This is a genomic window from Vibrio sp. Y176, assembly GCF_033438945.1.
Genome location: NZ_JAWOQS010000001.1, coordinates 720880 through 737326, shown reverse-complemented (window position 1 = coordinate 737326; position 16447 = coordinate 720880). Strand labels below are relative to the sequence as shown.

General features: G+C 44.9%; 14 protein-coding genes. 10 read left to right on the top strand and 4 right to left on the bottom strand.

Going from position 1 to position 16447, the window contains the following annotated elements:
- Positions 1–66: 66 nt before the first annotated feature.
- Together R7O13_RS03220 and R7O13_RS03215 are read right to left on the bottom strand one after the other, a co-directional pair.
- Positions 67–3228: a chitinase C-terminal domain-containing protein gene (locus R7O13_RS03220; protein ID WP_318302968.1), complete on the bottom strand. Its 3162-nt coding sequence runs from the start codon at positions 3226–3228 to the stop codon at positions 67–69.
- A gap of 277 nt (positions 3229–3505) precedes the next feature.
- Complete coding sequence (locus R7O13_RS03215) at positions 3506–4387, bottom strand: AraC family transcriptional regulator (protein WP_005386077.1); 882 nt, start codon at positions 4385–4387, stop codon at positions 3506–3508.
- A 206-nt stretch (positions 4388–4593) separates the two neighbouring features.
- Here R7O13_RS03215 and R7O13_RS03210 point away from each other — a divergent pair, with 206 nt between their 5' ends.
- From R7O13_RS03210 to R7O13_RS03180, 7 genes are all read left to right on the top strand, one after another.
- Positions 4594–5742 (top strand): iron-containing alcohol dehydrogenase, encoded by a 1149-nt coding sequence (locus R7O13_RS03210; protein ID WP_005376393.1) that lies wholly within the window; start codon positions 4594–4596, stop codon positions 5740–5742.
- Positions 5743–6036: 294 nt separating this feature from the next.
- Positions 6037–6693 carry a lysoplasmalogenase gene (locus R7O13_RS03205; protein ID WP_005376394.1) on the top strand — a complete coding sequence of 219 codons (657 nt, stop codon included), beginning with the start codon at positions 6037–6039 and terminating at the stop codon, positions 6691–6693.
- Positions 6694–6862: 169 nt separating this feature from the next.
- Complete coding sequence (locus R7O13_RS03200; RefSeq protein WP_213903804.1) at positions 6863–7597, top strand: amino acid ABC transporter ATP-binding protein; 735 nt, start codon at positions 6863–6865, stop codon at positions 7595–7597.
- The gene (locus tag R7O13_RS03195; protein ID WP_053303588.1) at positions 7597–8394 is read left to right on the top strand and encodes an amino acid ABC transporter permease; all 798 of its coding nucleotides are present in this window, start codon (positions 7597–7599) and stop codon (positions 8392–8394) included. The genes R7O13_RS03200 and R7O13_RS03195 overlap by 1 nt, the downstream gene beginning before the upstream one ends.
- A 9-nt stretch (positions 8395–8403) precedes the next feature.
- Positions 8404–9222 carry a transporter substrate-binding domain-containing protein gene (locus tag R7O13_RS03190; protein WP_005386070.1) on the top strand — a complete coding sequence of 273 codons (819 nt, stop codon included), beginning with the start codon at positions 8404–8406 and terminating at the stop codon, positions 9220–9222.
- Between the two features lie 81 nt (positions 9223–9303).
- Entirely contained in the window at positions 9304–10224 is a 921-nt protein-coding gene (locus tag R7O13_RS03185; protein WP_005376398.1) for an amino acid ABC transporter permease, read from the top strand.
- 92 nt (positions 10225–10316) lie between these two features.
- The gene (locus tag R7O13_RS03180; RefSeq protein ID WP_053303582.1) at positions 10317–11135 is read left to right on the top strand and encodes an EAL domain-containing protein; all 819 of its coding nucleotides are present in this window, start codon (positions 10317–10319) and stop codon (positions 11133–11135) included.
- A 106-nt stretch (positions 11136–11241) separates the two neighbouring features.
- Here the strand turns inward: R7O13_RS03180 and R7O13_RS03175 are convergent, their stop codons facing one another.
- Positions 11242–11775 carry an RNA-binding S4 domain-containing protein gene (locus R7O13_RS03175; protein ID WP_005376400.1) on the bottom strand — a complete coding sequence of 178 codons (534 nt, stop codon included), beginning with the start codon at positions 11773–11775 and terminating at the stop codon, positions 11242–11244.
- A 226-nt stretch (positions 11776–12001) separates the two neighbouring features.
- On the opposite strand from R7O13_RS03175, the gene R7O13_RS03170 reads away from it, so the two are divergent.
- Positions 12002–12955 (top strand): endonuclease/exonuclease/phosphatase family protein, encoded by a 954-nt coding sequence (locus R7O13_RS03170; protein WP_053303578.1) that lies wholly within the window; start codon positions 12002–12004, stop codon positions 12953–12955.
- Between the two features lie 17 nt (positions 12956–12972).
- Here the strand turns inward: R7O13_RS03170 and cra are convergent, their stop codons facing one another.
- Positions 12973–13953 (bottom strand): catabolite repressor/activator, encoded by a 981-nt coding sequence (gene cra / locus R7O13_RS03165; RefSeq protein WP_318148858.1) that lies wholly within the window; start codon positions 13951–13953, stop codon positions 12973–12975.
- A gap of 373 nt (positions 13954–14326) precedes the next feature.
- Between cra and fruB the strand changes: the two genes are divergently transcribed.
- Both fruB and pfkB read left to right on the top strand, forming a co-directional pair.
- Entirely contained in the window at positions 14327–15460 is a 1134-nt protein-coding gene (gene fruB, locus R7O13_RS03160; protein WP_213877304.1) for a fused PTS fructose transporter subunit IIA/HPr protein, read from the top strand.
- A 9-nt stretch (positions 15461–15469) separates the two neighbouring features.
- Positions 15470–16441 carry a 1-phosphofructokinase gene (pfkB, locus tag R7O13_RS03155; RefSeq protein WP_213963741.1) on the top strand — a complete coding sequence of 324 codons (972 nt, stop codon included), beginning with the start codon at positions 15470–15472 and terminating at the stop codon, positions 16439–16441.
- Positions 16442–16447 lie beyond the last annotated feature (6 nt).

Here is a 16447-nt window from a genome sequence, read left to right as displayed (position 1 = left end):
ATAATCATCGTGCGCTTTTGTTTAAGTGCCTGTAAACATTAGGCTATAACAAATAATCCATAATAATTAGATGTTACATACCGTTGACCAGCTACCATCTGTACCCGGTTCAGCCGCTGTCCACCAGTTCGCTTGGTAAACCACACCGTTGTGGATGATCTTATCACCTTGGTTAGCGTGGCTTGGATTACCTGCCCAATCCGTTTGTGGCAGAGCTGGGTATGTCACTAAACCTGTCGTATCACACGTACCTGGTTCAGTGGTACCACCACCCGTGCCCGCATTGAGATCACCAATTGGTAGAGCTGGCTGTTCAAACTTAAACGCAAACTCTTTACCACCAGAAATCACTGAGTAGTTAGCCGGACCAGAGATTGGTAGGTAGTAAACCATATCAAGCTCGTAAGTGCCGCCCGCCGGCAAGTCTTTCCATGCTGGTAGAGAGAACGACACACGGTGCATTACGCCATCTAAGCCACCAATGTTGTTTGCTCGAGTATGTCCAGAAGCAATTACTTTCAAACCACCACCTGATTGGTCTTTCGCGTTGTCCGGCGCAGATACTGGGATATCGAATTGGAATTCAGTACCGCCAGGGATCGCTTGACCAGTGTTGTTCGTAAACGTGATTTTCGGGTTAATTGGGTAGTTTTGATCGCCAACTTTGAAGCCGCCAACACTAACAGTAATGTCTACTGCTTCAGTTGGTGTTGGACCAGTCGCTACTTTATTACCGTAAGGCGTCGCAGACTTAAACTTGTCGTAGATAGCTTTGGTCATAGTGTTACCCATGTGGTATTCACCATTACCCGCCGCACAAGCTTGTTCAGTTGCATCTACTGCCGTACGATTACCATTTGCATCCAGTACGTAACAGTTGTAGTCACCGGCTAGTTCCCAGAACATGATACCGCCGATCTCTTTATCGATAACGTAATCGGCTTTCACCTCGATAGAAGCTTTATCTTCCGTAGATAGGAATACGCTCTTCTCCGCGTTCCACAACCAAGGTGCTACAGCAACGCTATCGTAATGACGAGTATAAGTACCAACAAACTTATCTGAAGGATCGTTGACTGGGTCAAGACCGTAAGCAGCTGCGTAAGAGCCCCATATACCGTTTTCTAGGTTCTTAGCATGCCACATTGGGTTAGAACCAGCGCCCATTTCGTTTCCTTTAGGGTCGGTATCATGCCACATGTTGTCGATACCAATAGCGCCGTGACCACAGTTGTTCTTCTCACCTTCACCTGTGCCCGGTTGGCACTCTGCTTGGTTTGGTAGTGCCGCTCGGCCCCAAAGGCCATTTTCGCCACCAGTAACACCTTGCCAACCACGGGTGTAGTAAGGAACACCAATGTTGATACGACCTGCTGGCATAGAACCACGGAAGTAATGGTAAGCCCAGTCTGTGTTCAAGTAACCGATACCACCGTATGCAGCAGTGCCGTATACGTTCCACTGCGCTAGCTCAGAGTCTTTACCTGTATCGAATAAAGCCGCGTTATGACCAACGTGATCATTCCAAGCCCCATGCAAGTCGTAAGACATGATGTTTACGTAGTCTAGGTACTTAGTTACATCGAAGGTTTCCATCCCACGTAGCAAGTAACCTGAAGATGGTGCTGCGATAGTCAGCATATAATGAATACCATCTTGCGCGGATGCCGCATCAAGTTTCTCACGCAATACTTTCATCAGCTCTTGGTAAGACGCCCATAAATACTGACGACGTGGTTCCATGAAGTCTTTGTCGTAAGGGTTACCAGCACCAGCCATTGACGTCGGGTATTCATAGTCAATATCCAGGCCATCGAACTTGTACTGACGCATCATTTCAACGGCTGAAGTTGCGAACTTCTCAATACCAGCATGATTAATAGAACCGTCCGCATTCGTCGTCATGGTGTAGAAGCCACCATCAGCTACACGATCGCCGTTCGTATCGAAGTGACCGCCCGTTTCAGCCCAACCACCAATCGAGATTAGCGTTTTAACATCATGTTTTTGCTTGTAAGTTGCTAGCGCACCAAAATGACCTTTAAAACCAAGAGCGGGATCTACCTCAACGCCTGGCCAAGTTTTACCTGTAGCAGGGTTGTTAGGATCATTTACGTCGCCAACGTTTACTTTGCCGTCAGAACCAATGCTCACAAACGCGTAGTTAATGTGAGTAAGTTGTTCCCAAGGAATGTCTTTAACAAGGTAAGTCGATTGTGGGTCGTCACCTGATCGCCAACTGGTGAAGTAGCCGATTACACGACGTGGGTGATCAGCCCCCATTTTCTCACGGCCTTCTTCGTCATAAATAGAACAGTAAGGAACATCTACACCCGTTGTTTGATAAAGACCATCAGGACGACAATCAGATGTCACTGCGCCGCCGTTTACTGTTAACGTCGCAATTGCAGAATCTGCTGTTGCTCCAGCATCATCGGTTGCTCTCGCATAAACACTCAATGAGCCAGCTTGTGAAGGGGTTACATCCAGCGTGTATGGCGCTGTTGTAGCAGTGCCAGCAAGCACACCTGCAACATAAAAATCAACTTTAGCAACGGTACCATCCGCATCCGTAGCATTTGCAGTCAGTGTTACGGAACCACCCAGGTCAATAGAGCTCGCAGAAAGCGCGACATCCACTGTCGGCGCTTCGTTACCAGGTTGCGCTGATGCCACAGTTAACGTCACAACACTTGCCGTACTAACGGCACCTGCATCGTCATAGGCCTTGGTAGAGAACTCGTGCTGTCCTTCAGTTGCTGTCCACGATGCAGCATACGGCGCAGACGTTGCCTGACCAACTAATACACCATCAACAAAGAACTCTACTTTGCTAACAGTCCCATCAGTATCTGCCGCATCTGCAGCTAGGTTAACAACATCACCCGCAGTCACAGAAGCCGACGCAGAAGGCGATGTCAGAGTAACCGTCGGGACTTCATTCTGAGGTGGATCAACCGGTCCAGTGCCATCACAAGCGCCAAGTGTTTCCCACTCGCCCCACTCACCAGATTGCGCTGGATTGTTGTTTTGCGTCCAGTAACGCGCTTTATAAGCATTACCTTCATGCTGAACTTGGTCGCCACCGTTATAAACTTTTGATGATTGCCAAGTTTCTAGAAGGGCACAGTCAACTGCTGCGTAGCTATTGAAGGCCATAAGACAAGAAGCGGTGAGTGTGCTTAGTGTGAACACGTTTTTCACTGCGTTGCCGTTTTTAAGGTGCATAATCGCTCTTCCTTAAGTTATTGTTAAAACAATACTAAATGCGCTAAACGAAGCGCATCTATACTTTTATTTCGACGTAAAATAACTTAAGTACAAGTTGGTGATTTCACACTATCTATTTACGAGTTTTCCACACCGCCTCGCAACAATCCACTAAATGATTGCAACAACGTACCTATTATTTGGCACCAGTAACTAATTTTATAACTCAAATAAATATGTCACTCGCAAATTAATAAAAAAGGTAAAAAAAGTCGCCATTGTGAAATAAAGATCACTAAGCCTTTGTTGACCTTGGCGTTTCATTAAAATGCCGCTTGTACTCGCGACTAAACTGTGATGGGCTCGTGTACCCGACCATTCTCGCTGCATCATTAACACGTCTCCCCTCTAACTGGATCAATTCGCGCGCTTTGTTAAGTCGAACTTTCTTAATATATTGCAACGGAGATTCAAGCGTGACATTGCGAAATGCTTGATGGAAAGCAGACACACTCATGTTGGCTTCTTCAGCCAATGCTTGTACGTTCAACTGTTCATGATACGCTTGATGCACGCGATTTAGTGCTTTAGCGACCCTCGCGTAAGAACCTTCTTGATGTGCTAGGTCAAATAAAACATACCCCTCTTTGCTCACCAAAGTACGATACACAATTTCCTCAAGAAGCAGCTCGCCAAGCATGATGACATCAAGCTCGTTACACATTGCTTTCATTAACCGCTTGCACGCATCCAACATACCTTCATTCATACGTACCGACTTAAGGCCGCAACGGGTTGCATCCAGACACTTATTACTGAATTTCTCAGCCTCTAATTTTTTAACGAGTTTATGAAGAAGCGTTGGCGAAATATCTATCGAAATGCCAAGTAAAGGCTCATTGTTTGTCGCAAACGCTTCGCACTCTAGTGGCATGGGAACCCCGACAACAAGGTAATCTTCGGGCCCATATTGCACTGGTGTATCACCAATATGAATGTTCTTATGCCCTTGACCCAATACGATGATGCCGGACTGATAGACAAACGGCTGGCGATGATTCCCTTTGCTACTGCGATAAAACCATACGCCATCTATCGCTGTTTTCTTCATACCTTCTAGGTCATGCAGCCCCTGCTTTTCTACATATTGCTGCATGATATCTGCGAGAGTGTGCATTAGAGCGCTCCATCAATGACCAACGAGTTTGGTCTCTATTATCGTTTCGAGCACTATACTTCCTCTCGACTTTAACTTTCTAGCTCAAGAGCATTAATTTTGTAGAAATAGGCAAATTATTTGCAGAAATCGACCTGTTAACGATCGTTAATCAGGACTAATATGCATGTATTCAATCTCCTTCACTGGAAGCAAGAGGGCTAATAATGAACTTTTCTTATGTAAACCCAACCAAGATTTTCTTTGGTCAAAAACAAATCGCAGCAATCAAAGAAGCTATCCCATCCGACCAAAAAGTTTTAGTGGTATACGGTGGTGGCTCCATCAAAAAAAATGGCGTGTACGACCAAGTAGCAGAAGCTCTTGAGGGACATGAATGGCTAGAGTTTTCAGGTGTTGAACCAAACCCAACCAAAGAAACACTCGATAAAGCAGTCGCAATGGTAAAAGAGCATGGTGTTGATTTTATTCTAGCGGTAGGTGGTGGTTCAGTCATCGATGGTTCCAAATACGTAGCAGCGGCATCAATGTATGATGGTGATGGTTGGGATATCATGATTGGTAAGCACCAAGTCACTGAAGCGACGCCTCTAGCTGCAATTTTGACATTGCCAGCAACAGGCTCAGAGTCAAACATGGGCGCAGTTATCACTAAAAAAGAAACTCAAGACAAACTTCCGTTCATGTCTCCAGCAGTGCAGCCAAAATTTGCCGTGTTAGACCCAGATGTAATGAAAACACTGCCAGAACGCCAGCTTATCAACGGCATTGTTGACGCATGGGTGCACGTATGTGAGCAATACTTGACGCTTCCTACCGGTGCAATGGTTCAAGATGGTTACGCAGAAACACTGCTGAAAACTTTAAAAACACTCGGAGAACAGTTTGCGGAACGAGACGACGATATGTGGCGCGCAAACTTAATGTGGTCTGCTAACCAAGCATTGAATGGGTTAATTGGTAGTGGCGTTCCACAAGACTGGGCGACACATATGATCGGCCATGAATTAACCGCTCTATGGGGCGTTGATCATGCGCGTTCTCTTGCAATTGTCCAACCATCGTTACTTCGTAACCAAATGCAGTTTAAGCGCCCTAAGTTAGAACAAATGGGTCGCAACGTATTTGCTCTTGAAGCAGGTGAGGATTTAGCAGAGCGCACAATCGAAGCTATCGAAGCGTTTTATCATCAACTTGATGTCGCAACTAAGCTCGAAAACTATGGTGAGAGCCGTGAACAAGCTATCGATGCCATCATTGATCAACTAAACAAACACGGCATGACTGTTTTAGGTGAAAACCAGGCGATCACACTTGAACGTAGCCGAGAAATCTTAGAGTTAGCTGTCTCATAACTGCAACAATTCTTCACTGCCCTTCCTAGGGTTTAACGGTATTGTGACTTAACAGTCACAATACCGTTTTTTTATGCTATTTTGTAAGCCACATCACGTTCAAAACGAGGAGGCTTCTAAAAACAACGATTCCCTCCAGACAAAAAATCGGCCGTGTTGGTTAGTAAAGAGACAACTGTCCAGCTTTACACAAATAAAAATAATTGAGATCAAAGAACGAGTTAACTCGTTAATTAAGTTTTGATTTGTTGTAGTGATGTACTACATAATTTTGTCTGTTCGAGAAAACACTTTATGTGGCTAGTTGTTGTCGTATTAGCATTCATACATATCATCAGTATCCGTAAAGGCTCTAAATGGCTCTTTTACGTTTCTAAACCATTACCAGTGCTCTGTATGCTTGGTATTTTAATTCAGTCCCCGGCTTACCCAATGCCATATGCGCATTGGATTTTGATTGGCTTATCGCTCTCGTTGCTTGGTGACGTGTTATTAATGCTCCCTAGAGACAAGTTCATTACAGGATTAGTGCTCTTTTGCTCTGCCCATCTCTCCTATAGTTATGGTTTTGCCATCATGTCAGCGTGGCATTTTACACCTTGGCTCCCAATTGCCTTGTTCGGACTCGGTATATGCGTCTACTGGTTGTTCCGACCGGATCTCGGTAAAGAAAAACGGCCAGTTGCTAGTTATATATTGGTACTGATGACTATGTGCTGGGCTTCGATCGAGTATTATTTGAGTGGGAAAACACAATCCTCCTCTTTTGCAGTGCTCGGAAGCTTTATCTTTATTATCTCTGGCATCGTATTGGCTTTCGAACGCTTTGGAGGACGGTCAATATTTTCACGACAAGTTGTCATGGTGACCTACTATTCTGCACAGACACTAATGGTTATGTCTGTTGTTGCGATTGTTGTTCGTTATCCGTATCTCGTTGAACTGAGTTAGTCATACTCTAGACTCTAGACTGCACCAACATTAAAGAAACATGGATGTATCTTGTAAGCGATCTGAATAGAGTCTTAAAATCATCGCCTAAACATTAGCTTATTCTTAATGAAATTACGCGCACAACTTGCTATTGTAAAAGGATATTTTTCCGTTATAGCGTGCCCCTTTGAAAGAGAATACTCCCGTCGTTGAGTTTAGCGACGTAAATAAGTGGTATGGCGATTACCACGCTCTAAAAGACATCAACTTCTCCGTGCATTCTGGCGAGATCTTCGTGGTGTGTGGCCCTTCAGGTTCCGGAAAATCAACGCTCATTCGTTGCATCAACCATCTTGAATCGATTCAAGAAGGCCAGCTTCATGTGTTCGACCAGCCTTCTCACGCAAAATCTCTCAAGCCCGGTAAAATCGGCATGGTGTTCCAACACTTTCACCTTTTTCCTCACTTGACTGTACTGGAAAACCTCACCTTAGCGCCGATTCGCACACACAAATTATCAAAACAAGAAGCGGAAAAACGCGCAAAACATTACCTAAAGCGAGTCAATATTGAAGAGCAAGCGAGTAAGTATCCTATCCAGCTTTCTGGCGGTCAGCAGCAACGCGTCGCGATTGCCCGCTCCTTGTGTATGGAACCGGACTTACTCCTGTTTGACGAGCCAACTTCAGCGCTTGATCCGGAAATGATCAACGAAGTGTTGGATGTCATGGTTGAGCTGGCTCAAAGCGGAATGACGATGATTTGCGTCACGCATGAAATGGGATTTGCCAAAAAAGTAGCGAACCGCGTGGTATTTATGGATGAAGGCCAAATCGTGGAAATGAACTCTCCAGTCGCCTTATTTGAGACACCTCAGCATCCACGAACCCAAGCATTTTTGAACCAAATTTTAAGTTACTGATGATAGTTCGCGTAATCAAACCTGTCCTTCAAGCTTTACTGCAAATGACGCTCCTCTTCATCGCGATTGTGTGGGTGTTGGACTCTGGTGCCGACGCTATGGGCTATCAATGGCAATGGGAGCGCGTACCTGATTACATCGCTTTTTATGAAGGTGGAGAATGGTGGCCGGCAGAACTTATTGATGGGCTATTGGTCACGCTTAACATCTCGGCTATTAGTCTATTTTTTACCTTAGTATTAGGGTTGGTTACCGCGTTACTAAGGCTGAGCGATTCGAAAGTCGGCAATATTATTGGTACAACTTACGTCGAAGTAATACGTAACACGCCGTTGTTGGTGCAAATCTATTTACTCTACTTCGTGTTTGGCCCCGTGATTGGTTTGGACCGATTCAGCACCGCCGTTTTGGCATTATCCCTTTTCCAAGGTGCCTACACCGCGGAAATATTCCGTGCAGGTTTAAACAGTATTCCTAAAGGGCAATTCGAAGCAGCACAAACTCTCGGACTATCACCGTTTTACACCTACAAAGACGTAATTTTGCCTCAGGTTTTACAGCGCACATTACCGCCATTAACCAATGAAGTGGTTTCTTTGATCAAAAACTCTTCCATTGTAAGCGTGATGGCGATTTTTGATCTAACAACACAGGCACGCAACATCGTCTCAGAGACGGCGATGCCGTTTGAAATTTGGTTTACCGTGGCAGCAATTTATCTTGCTCTCACTCTGTCACTTTCTGGCTTGTCTGCATGGCTAGAACACAAACTCGGAGCCAGTTGGCGCAAATTATAAGGAGATAACATGAAGTTATTCAAAGCGACCATTACTGCATTATTAGGGCTAGCCATCGCTATGCCTACAATCGCGAAAGAAGATGTCGCCACAACCAATGTAGATCAAATCAAAGAACGAGGCACTTTGCGCGTTGGTATGTCAACATTTGTACCTTGGGCAATGCGTAACAAGCAAGGTGAGTTAATCGGTTTTGAAATCGATGTTGCCAAACGCTTAGCACAAGATTCAGGTTTGAAAGTGGAATTCGTACCGACTGCGTGGGATGGCATTATTCCCGCACTACTGGCGAAAAAGTTCGACGTGATCATCGGTGGCATGTCGGTTACGCCTGAACGTTCCAAAAGCGTGTTGTTTACGGAGGCCTACTCGCACTCAGGCGTTCAAGTAGCAGCAAACAAAGAACTCGCCTCTGGTTTTAGCGAATTTTCGGATTTTGACTCACGACGCGTAAAAATTGCGGCTCGTCGCGGCGCATTCACCGTTCAAGTAGCCAGAGAAACCTTCCCGAAAGCGAAGATCCTGCAATTTGATGACGACGTGCAAGCGTTCCAAGAGGTGCTGAATGGTAACGCCCACGCGGTCATTGCTTCTAGCCCAAAACCAGAACATGAGACAGTGAAACACAGCGACAAACTATTCCTTCCATTCTCTGAGCGACTATCACAAGGCAACGAAGCCTTTGCAGTTCGCTTGGGGGAAGAAGATAAAAAGGCCTTTTTCAATAAATGGATTGAAGCAAGAACCCAAGATGGATGGTTAAAACAACGTTATGAATACTGGTTCTCGACATTAGATTGGCAAGATCAAGTCGCGCAAGGCCAGTAATCTAAATGGCTCGTGGACGCCGCGAGCCTATACTCTCCAATCATCCATTTTACTTTTCCATAACTTATCGGAGTCAAATTTTTGGGCGAACACACTACCACTCGCACAGCACCCGCGAAATCCAGCACAGGCTACCTTTTACCGCAATTAAACACACTAGACTGGGTACTACTTGTTATGTGCGGTATCGGTGGTGTTTGGCTGTACCATCGGTCCGCTGTTGGTGTGCATTATTTGTGGCAGTGGAAAGAGGCGCTTGAATTACTTTTCACGCCTAGAGCAGGTGGTGGTTTGCCCTACTTCTTCCAAGGTTTGATTTCGACGTTAAGGCTCAGTATTTGGGGCATCAGCTTCGCATTAGTGTTTGGCACTTTGTTAGGCTTAGCACGCTTCTCTCGTTCCGTTTGGTTGCGCACACCTGCCAATGCGTTTATCCAGTTAGTGAGAAACATCCCTCCGTTGGTGTTTGTTTTTATTTTCTACTTTTTCATTTCTAACCAATTGATCCCGTTACTCGGTTTGGAAGATCTTCTACGAAACTACAACGGCGAACCAAATGCGCTACAGCGCTTTCTGTTTGGGCCTTCGAACCTTTGGGAAAACCTTGCCTCTGGCGTGTTATGTGTCGGCTTACTCTCTTCTGCCTACATTGCAGAAGTTGTGCGCGGTGGTTTACAAAGTATCGACCAAGGTCAGTGGGAGGCGGCTGACTCATTGGGCTTGTCTCGGTGGGTGAAATACCGATTTGTTATCGCGCCACAGGTGCTTAAATCAATAACACCTGCACTTGCCGGTCAAACCATCTCTTTGGTGAAAGACACCTCTATTGTTTCACTGATTTCGATACAAGAAATGACGTTTGTTGGGACAGAGATGGCAAATTCATCAGGGTATATATTTGAAATTTGGTTGATTGTCGGCCTCGCTTACTTCTTAATTTGTTTTGGTCTGTCACTTATTTTTCGCCATATTGAAGCAAAATCGGAAGCCATTTCAAATTAACTCAACCGCATATGTAATTAGGCACATTTGATTCTTCAAATCAGAATTGCACCCTGTTACATTGACAAGATGCTAAATTTTCGGCGTTTTTCATGGAGTTAAAGAATCAATCCGACTACGAGCGATACATAAAACAAGATAATCTTGGTGAATATTACGTAGCTCTCAATCAATTCACTTTTCACAGTGTTTATCAGCCAATTTTTGATAGACGCCAACGTATTATTGGTATGGAAGCCTTACTGCGTATTCGTGGCATTGATGGTTCCCTAATTCGTCCTGACGTGTTTCTGGCCAATAATGGTCTTGATCCCTACTTTCGCTTATGTGTAGAGTTTTTATCCAGAGCAATGCACATTCGAAATTTTGCACGCTATTTCGCAGGGACACCGATCAAACTGTTTCTTAACGTCATGCCTCAAACGCTACTCACGCTAACCAAAGACATGGGCTTTAAAGATAACGGCCTGCTTTACAAACGCCTTTCCGAACTTGGTATGAGCCCATCAGACGTAGTTTTTGAAGTAGTCGAAGAGTCATGCGGAAATACGGATTTATTAATCAAAGCCGTACAGTTAATGAAAGCGAATGGCTTTATCTTTGCTATCGATGATTTTGGCGCCCAACATTCTGATATCGCACGTGTTCAGCAGCTCTGCCCTGACATCATCAAAATCGATCGTTCCTATTTGCTAGACTACTGCGCCGGAGAAACCTTTTCCATACATAGCGCCGTTGATCTAGCGGATCATATGGGAGCAAAAGTCATTATAGAAGGGGTTGAAGAAGACGTGCAACTACAAGCTATGTATCAACTTAATTTGGATTATTACCAAGGCTTTTACTTAGGAAAGCCTTGCGCCATTCATCACTGGACAGATAGCCTAAACATCGAGACGACAGTGCATTAACACTGCCCACTTACAGCACAGTGAAACCAAAAAAGCGCCGATATAATATGCTCGGCGCTTTTTAGTTTTACTCAGATGTCACTTATTTAGTTAAGCGTTCATTTCCCTAGAAAAAATCAATAGAATTACGTCCGCTCTTCGGATCACGAGTGGCTTGCGGTTTGTCTTCTTTTTTGCCTTTCTTAGCAGACTGAGACAACGCTTCTTTCTGCGCTTTACGCTCTTTATGTGCCGCTTTACGGCCTGTTGATTTAGGCCCAGAGGCTTTAGGTGACTTACTTTGACGAGACTTATCTTTACGAGAAGACTGTGCTTCTTTTTTCGCTTTCTTTTCTGCTTTTTGCTCTGCCGTTTCAGGTTCGGTTACTGGCGCATCGCAAACCACAACATAATATTCCTGGTTAAACTCAAAAAAGTCACCATCATACATCTTGCGGCGCTTACGTGTTTCTAGTTCACCATTCACCGCGACGTAACCTTCCTCGATGATATGTTTTGCTTCGCCGCCACCGCTGACCAAGTTTGCGATTTTAAAAAGCTTGTACAGTTCGATTGGATGCGCATCAACATCGATGCCAATCGCTTCGATCTCAATCTCTTCGCCTTCTAAATACTCTTCGTGGTCGTAATCTTGGGTCATGTTACTTACTCTTACTATTTGATGCCCTGAAGTTTAAACGCAATGCTTAAAAATAGAAACCTCTGGCGATGTTCAATCACCGATTCACCTTGGCATTTGAGCACCTCTTAACCCATTTAGCTTGTCGCTCGTTAGCTTGTATCTCGATGCGTAGCTCAAACGAAGCTGCAATTACGCAACCTGAAGGTATATACTCTCTAAGTTATTGTTGAAAAGAGCGAATACTTTGTCTCAACCAAGTAGAATTACCTTTGTCACTGCGAACTTGTTTAATTTTGTCGCACCGCCTAACGCTTACTATGATTTCGAGAACATATACTCGTTAGAGCAATGGCGAGACAAACTTTCGTGGACGCAACGTCAAGTTGAAAAACTGGAAGGCGACGTGATTGGCTTACAAGAAGTATTCAGTATCGAGAAGACCCAGGCATTCTTTTCAACCATCGGCTACCCCTACTTTGCGACCGTTGACACCCCACATGTTGAGGATGAGTACATTTACTCAAGCCCTGTTGTGGCAATCGCATCTCGGTTTCCAATAGAAAAAGTACAAGCGGTAGAGTTTGACTTAGCAACGCTTGAGCCTTTTGGAGTAAGTGTTGTTCCAGAGTTCAGTCGCAAACCTATCTATGCCCAAGTAATACATCCTGTACTTGGTCATATCGCCGTTTACGTAACGCACCTGAAATCTCAACGCCCAGCCGACTCAGAACAACCAGAAACGTCTAGCACGATTATTGGGCGCTGGTTATCCACCCAGCAAAGAGGCTGGGAAGCAGCGATGTTAAGAGACGCGATGCAAAAGAGGTATCGAAAAGAACCAATGCCGACAGTGTTAATGGGCGATATGAATCAACCTATCACTCCTATCAGCGTTAACAGCTCATTAGTATCCAATACTAGTGACAGCGTCACTGAATTACAACTCAAAGATGGTTGGTTATTGCAAAGTGACCCCCTGAAGGATGAACGCCCAGCCACGCACTATCATTTTTCCACTGGGAATGTACTCGACTATATCTTGCTCTCACAAGAGTTTGATACCTTATCAGATATATCGGTTGCCGAGGTTGTTGACTATCAGGTGTCTAACCAACATCTGATCAACCCGATTTATGACAGAGATAAAAACGCCAGCGACCACGCATTTGTGGCGCTGACGGCTGAAGTAAAGCTTTGAGCAACCTATTTAGTTACTTAGTGACGTTTCACAATTTTACGCGGGATAAGTTCTACGCCAGGCTTGTAACGCTTGGCGGAAGCGTTGAGTGCTAACTCCATTGCGCTGTCCGCGATCAACTCAAACTGTTGAGGCAAAGAGTTGATTTTCACAGGCAAGAAGTCCAGCAGTCGATTATCACCAAATGTCGCTAAACGCACCTTTCCCATCAGTTCTGGTTTTTCTAGCATTACATCCAACACACCTTCTAACAGTGTGTATGACGTTGTAACAATGGCATCTGGCAATGCGTTCTCTATTAACCATCTCTCTAAGACTTTCTTGCCTTCTTCCCGGGAGAAGTGTTGTCCATAACCCACTGTTGCCGTTTTGCCACCTTGTTGAGAAGCAGATAGAAAACCGAGCTCACGCTCTTTTGAGACTTGAAGATCTTGCAATGCACCGATTAAGCCAATGGACTTAATATCCTCTGACAGTACTGACTGAGTGAGTTCAAGTGCGGCATCAAAATCTTCGCTGATGACACAACAAAAGTGCTCATCATCCATTGGACGGTCTAGCGCGATAACTGGCGTACCAGAATTTTGCAACTTAAGGTAATACTCGTTTGCAGTGGGCATACCACTTGCCACAAACAACGCATCAATGCGACGACTGACTAATGCTTCCGCCACCTTTTGCTCTGTATCAGGATCATCATCAGAGCAGCCAATCAAAATTTGGTACCCCGCTTTCCGAGAGTTCTGCTCTATCAGCTTTGCAAGACGCGCATAACTGGTGTTCTCTAAGTCTGGGATGATAAGCCCAAATGAGCGTGAATTACCTGCCCGCAAGGAAGACGCCGCATGATCTGGCTTATAATTGTACTCTTCTACAACGGCCATCACCTTTTTCTGAGTCTTCTCGCTGATGCGGTATTTCTGCGCTTTTCCGTTAATCACATAGCTTGCAGTTGTCTTAGAAACACCCGCTAATTTGGCTATTTCATCCAGTGTCATATTCTAAACCTTATTCTGTGCGCGCGATCATATTAATACATCAACGATCTTTCGATAAGTTGAATTATAAGCTGAACCGATTCAGTATAAAAGCTGAAAGGATTCAGCAAAACTTAAAAATTGACGTAAATCACCCGAACACGCAACAAACCAATTTGTGAGCTAGGCTATAGGACAGCGGCAAAGGCTCGTTTGTTAACGTCAGTTTTTAAAACAGTTTTTCTGAGTCTTTTAAAAAATTTACCAACAAGCTGAATCGATTTAGCTTGAAATATAAAAGGTTTGAGGAGTGATAAGCGCTCAGAAGAAGCGGCGTTCAACTTCTCACACAGAATACATTTTTAAATTGATACCTTAAGGCTGGAGAAGCACCATGCTTAAGCTAAATAAGAACGACATTACCCTCTCGCAATCAGCGACAGATAAGTTTGAAGCAATAAAGAGTATTGCTCATAGCCTGACTGATAAAGGCCTAGTTGAGCAAGGTTACGTTGAAGGCATGCTAAACCGTGAAAACCAAAACTCTACGTTTTTGGGGAACGGTATTGCCATACCGCACGGTACAACCGACACTCGTGCAATGGTGAAAACAACGGGTGTTGCTGTGCACCACTTCCCACAAGGTGTCGACTGGGGTGATGGCAATACTGTGTTCGTCGCTATCGGTATCGCAGCTAAATCTGATGAGCACCTTGGCATTCTTAAACAGCTCACCAAAGTGCTAGGCGCAGATGGCGTAGAAGAGCGTCTGCGTAATGCAAAAAATGAAGACGAAATCATCGCCCTACTGCACGGTGATGTTCAGCTTGAAGCAGACTTTGACGCTTCTTTAATTCAACTGATGTTCCCTGCGAGCGACATGCTACAGATGAGTGCTGTTGCTGGTGGTCTGTTGAAAAATACGGGATGTGCTGATAACGAATTCGTTGCAGATCTCGTTACCAAACAACCAACTCACTTAGGTAATGGCCTGTGGTTAATTGGCAGTGACAAACATGTCACTCGCACAGGTGTGTCATTTGTCTCGACGGCAAACGACTGCGAATATGAAGGTCAAAAAGTGCGTGCACTTGTCGCGTTCGCGGCATGTAACAATGCTCACCAACCTATCCTAAAAACGCTTTCTAATATTGTGTTTAACAATGAACACGGCAAGCTTTTAGATGCATCAGTAGAACAGATTCTTGCTTTGTTCAAAGGTGAAGAAGTCACAGCTGCATCTTCAGAAGAAGGCAATACCGCTGTATTTAAAATCAAAAACTCTCACGGCCTACATGCTCGTCCGGGGGCAATGTTAGTCGCAGAAGCGAAAAAGTTTGAATCCACTATACGTGTTGCCAACCTAGACGGAGATGGAAAAGCAGTAAACGCGAAGAGCCTAATGAAAGTCATCGCGCTGGGCGTTAAGCACGGTCACCAACTTCAATTTACAGCAGAAGGCCCTGATGCGCCGCAAGCCTTGGAGTCTATCGGAAATGCAATCGCTTCTGGTCTTGGTGAAGGTTAAGGATCCGATATGACAAAAAAAACAAATAAGGTTGTCACTATTACGCTCAACCCAGCATTGGATTTAACAGGTTCAGTAAATGAACTAAACGTTGGTTCCGTGAGCTTAGTACAGCAAAGCAATCTCCACGCTGCAGGTAAAGGTGTCAACGTAGCAAAAGTGTTGAGCGATTTAGGCGCAGATGTCACGGTTACCGGCTTTCTTGGTAAAGATAACCCTGAGCTATTCCATCAGCTTTTCAATGACATCGGCGTTAAGAATGAGTTTGTAGAAGTACAAGGTGCAACTCGTATCAACGTCAAGCTCGTTGAGGCTAATGGAAACGTTAGTGACATTAACTTCCCTGGTGTTCAAGTTACGGCAGAAGAAATCGCGCGCTTTGAAGAAACCCTATTCCGCCTTGCTGAAACACACGATTACTTTGTATTGGCAGGCAGCCTACCGGGCGGTGTTACTGCAGAGCAATGCGCTGCATGGATAGAAGCACTGCATCAACAAGGCAAAAAGGTGTTGTTCGACAGTAGCAAAGCCGCATTGAAGTCAGGTATTGATGCTCACCCATGGTTAATTAAACCTAACGATGAAGAACTTGGTGATTTTGTTGGCGAACATCTAGCAACACCTGAACAGTGCCAAGCTGCAGCGCAAACACTGAGCGACAAAGGCATAGAAAACATCGTGGTTTCTATGGGACCTGACGGTGTTATGTGGCTCAACCAAGGCGAATGGCTTAGTGCAAAACCGCCTCGAATGCATGTCGTGAGCACCGTTGGCGCAGGCGATACGCTGGTCGCTGGCTTGTGTTGGGGCCACATGCAACTGATGCCGAAAAACGATTTATTGCGCTTCGCTACGGCACTTTCTGCTTTGGCAGTTAGTCAAGTTGGCGTAGGGCTAACCAGTCAGGAAGAACTGGAAAATATCAAGCGACAAACTGAAATTAGCGCGCTTTACCCTATTACAAACTTAGAACAAAACTAAGGAACA